This is a genomic window from Halomonas sp. 707D4, assembly GCF_024158685.1.
GTDB lineage: Bacteria > Pseudomonadota > Gammaproteobacteria > Pseudomonadales > Halomonadaceae > Vreelandella.
In genome coordinates this window covers 1-3,086 of sequence record NZ_JAMZBD010000373.1, presented here as the reverse complement: position 1 = coordinate 3,086, position 3,086 = coordinate 1, and the positions used below count along the sequence as shown (strand labels likewise).

The window sequence follows — 3,086 nt, the reverse complement described above, 5'->3', positions numbered from 1 at the left end:
CCAGGCCTCGAGCCAGTCCGCCCGGTAGACCTGGTACTGGTCGAACAGATCCGCCAGCCGCTCGGCGAGCTGGTAGTGCTTGCGCTGATCGCGATCGAGCTCCAGAAAGCGTGCCAGCGGCGCGAAGACCGGATCCTTCACCAGCGTAGGCAGCAGGCGCAGCAGACGCCACACCAGGCGCGACTTGTCGAAGGGCGAGGTTTCCGGCACCGGGTCCTGCCCCTGGCTCACATGGGAAAGCACGGTGCGGTAGGCCTGCCACAAAAAGCGCGCGGGCAGCGTAACGTCGAGCGCTGCCGCAATGCCCGCGCCGCCGTTGTCCGGGGTTTCGGCCAGGGCGAGCTTCAGCCACTGGCCGATACCGTTGCTCTGCACCAGGATCGTCTCGTTCTCGAGCGGGCCCAGTGGATGCAGGCGCATCCACTCCACCGCCACGGCGCGCAGATCCTCCAGCCGGTTGGCGTGGATCACCATGAAACCCGGGGTGAGCGGCGGTGCTGAAAGACTCATGAGAACGATTCCGTGAGTGGCCAGTACGGCGAAGGCCTCGATAAAGAGGCCTTCGGGATAGAAGCGTCGAGGGCGGCGTCCTCAGTAGGAGAGCGTGACGTTGCCGATGCCCAGCAGGCCGAGAAAGGCCATGCCCAGAAACAGTGCAAGGTAGAGCAGGAGCAAGACGCCGACGATGGTGAAGTGGGTCTTGACCTTGGTGAGGGCAAAGCGCAGCTCGCGCTCGTCGCCGCTCTGGTAGGCGCGGTTGAAGGCGCCAGCCGCCTGCATCAACACCACCCCGGCCCAGATGGGCACCCAGGCCACCAGCAGGCCGATGATGGTGAGCGCCGTCAGCACGCCGGTGAGGATCAGCATCACGCCGATCAACTGCATCCAGAGCTTGGCGCGGTACAAGGGCTCCGCCACGCTGCGTAGAAGTTCGTGTTTCTCCTGGGGGTCCATCGCTCCTCCTTGATATCGACCGCTGGGTTCAAGGGCTCGATCTTAATCACTTTTAGCGCTTTTGTCTCGTCGCGCCCTTGCAGCCGGGCCGGCGCACCGCCAAGCTGGTGGTCAACGACCAGAACCCCAGGAGAACGCCATGACGGAACCCGCCGATCACACCCGCCGCCACTCCGCCCCGGTGGTCGATGGCCCGGGCAAGGCCGCCAGCCGCGCGATGCTGCGCGCGGTGGGCTTCGACGATGCGGATTTCACCAAGCCCCAGGTGGGCGTGGCCTCGACCTGGAGCATGGTGACGCCCTGCAACAGCCACATCGGCGAGCTTGCCGAGCTTGCCCGCGAAGGCGCGAACGCCGCCGGCGGCAAGGGCGTGGTGTTCAACACCATCACCATCAGTGACGGCATCGCCAACGGTACCGAGGGCATGAAGTACTCGCTGGTATCGCGCGAGGTGATCGCGGACTCCATCGAGACCGTGGCGGGCTGCGAGGGCTTCGACGGGCTGGTCGCGATCGGCGGCTGCGACAAGAACATGCCCGGCTGCGTGATGGGCCTGGCGCGCCTCGACCGGCCCAGCGTGTTCGTCTACGGCGGCACCATCATGCCGGGCAAGGGCCATACCGACATCGTCTCGGTGTTCGAGGCGATGGGCGCGCACTCCCGCGGCGACATGGACCTGATCGAACTCAAGCAGATCGAGGAGACCGCGATTCCCGGCCCCGGCTCCTGCGGGGGCATGTACACCGCCAACACCATGGCCTCTGCCATCGAGGCACTCGGCATGAGCCTGCCGGGAAGCTCGGCGCAGAACGCGATCTCCCAGGAGAAGCGCGACGACTGCAAGGCCGCCGGTGAGGCGGTGCTCGAGCTCTTGAAAGCCGACATCAAGCCGTCGGACATCATGACGCGCCAGGCCTTCGAGAACGCCATCACCATCGTGATCGCGCTTGGCGGCTCGACCAACGCGGTGCTGCACCTGATCGGCATGGCGCGCACCATCGGTGTGGAGCTTGCGCTTTCGGATTTCACCGAAATCGGCAAGCGCGTGCCGGTGGTGGCGGACCTGCGCCCGAGCGGCCACTACATGATGAGCGAGCTGGTGGCGATCGGCGGAATCCAGCCCTTGATGAAGATCCTGCTCGATGCAGGCCTTCTGCACGGCGAGTGTCTTACGGTGACCGGAAAGACCTTGGCCGAGAACCTGGCGGGGGTCGCACCCTACCCGATGGATCAGTCGATCATCGCGCCGCTCGATCAGCCAGTCAAAGCTGAAAGCCACCTGCGCATTCTCTACGGGAACCTGGCCCCTGAAGGGGCGGTGGCCAAGATCACCGGCAAGGAAGGCACGCGCTTTTCAGGCCCGGCGCGGGTGTTTGGCTCAGAAGAGGAGGCCCAGGCGCGCATCAACGACGGCACCGTGGTCGCGGGCGACGTGGTGGTGATTCGCTACGAAGGCCCGAAGGGCGGGCCGGGCATGCGCGAGATGCTCACCCCGACCTCCGCGATCATGGGCCGAGGCCTGGGCAGCGACGTGGCCCTGATCACCGACGGGCGCTTCTCCGGCGGCAGCCACGGTTTCGTGGTAGGGCACGTCTCTCCGGAAGCCTTCGAAGGCGGGCCGCTCGGGCTGGTGGAAAATGGTGATGTGATCACCATCGATGCCGACGCGGATACCATCGATATCGATGTCAGTATCGAAGAGATGGCGCGGCGCCAGCGCGCCTGGCGAAAGCCCGCGCCGCGCTACACCCGCGGGGTGCTTGCCAAGTACGCGCGCCAGGTGAGTTCCGCCAGCACCGGCGCCGTCACCGACCAGGACGACTGACCCGCGAAACGCCAGGACTCGATGGCCTGCCTGTCATCGGCGCGTCAACTCTGCGCGCTAGGCTGAGGGTTTTCTTTCGCAAGAGGCAAAGAGCATGGCGATCGCGGCGCGTGGGCGGGCAGGCGAGGTCTTTCGGGTATTTCTTTGGCTGGGCCTGACCTCTTTCGGCGGGCCGGTCGCGCATCTGGGCTACTTTCGCCACGCGTTCGTCGAGCGCCGGCAGTGGCTGAGTGAGTCCGCCTACGCGGAGCTGGTGGTGCTTTGCCAGTTCCTGCCGGGGCCGGCGAGCAGCCAGGTGGGGTTCGCG

Annotated in this window: 4 protein-coding genes; 2 read left to right on the top strand and 2 right to left on the bottom strand. The window is 66.1% G+C overall.

Annotated features, from left to right (window positions below; genetic code table 11):
• Together BIS11_RS13825 and BIS11_RS13820 are read right to left on the bottom strand one after the other, a co-directional pair.
• A partial coding sequence (locus BIS11_RS13825) for an exodeoxyribonuclease V subunit gamma (protein WP_253586315.1) occupies positions 1–510 on the bottom strand: 510 nt, incomplete at its 3' end.
• 81 nt (positions 511–591) lie between these two features.
• A complete protein-coding gene (locus BIS11_RS13820) occupies positions 592–954 on the bottom strand; it encodes a DUF5362 family protein (protein WP_253419258.1) in 363 nt (120 codons plus the stop codon).
• A 139-nt stretch (positions 955–1,093) separates the two neighbouring features.
• On the opposite strand from BIS11_RS13820, the gene ilvD reads away from it, so the two are divergent.
• Positions 1,094–2,779 (top strand): dihydroxy-acid dehydratase, encoded by a 1,686-nt coding sequence (ilvD, locus tag BIS11_RS13815; RefSeq protein ID WP_253419259.1) that lies wholly within the window; start codon positions 1,094–1,096, stop codon positions 2,777–2,779.
• Positions 2,780–2,873: 94 nt separating this feature from the next.
• The coding region (locus BIS11_RS13810; protein ID WP_253586314.1) for a chromate transporter at positions 2,874–3,086 on the top strand (213 nt) is incomplete at its 3' end.

Coding starts and splice junctions, on each gene's coding strand:
- BIS11_RS13820 (WP_253419258.1), bottom strand. CDS start 954: ATGGACCCCCAGGAGAAACACGAACTTCTACGCAGCGTGGCGGAGCCC.
- ilvD (WP_253419259.1), top strand. CDS start 1,094: ATGACGGAACCCGCCGATCACACCCGCCGCCACTCCGCCCCGGTGGTC.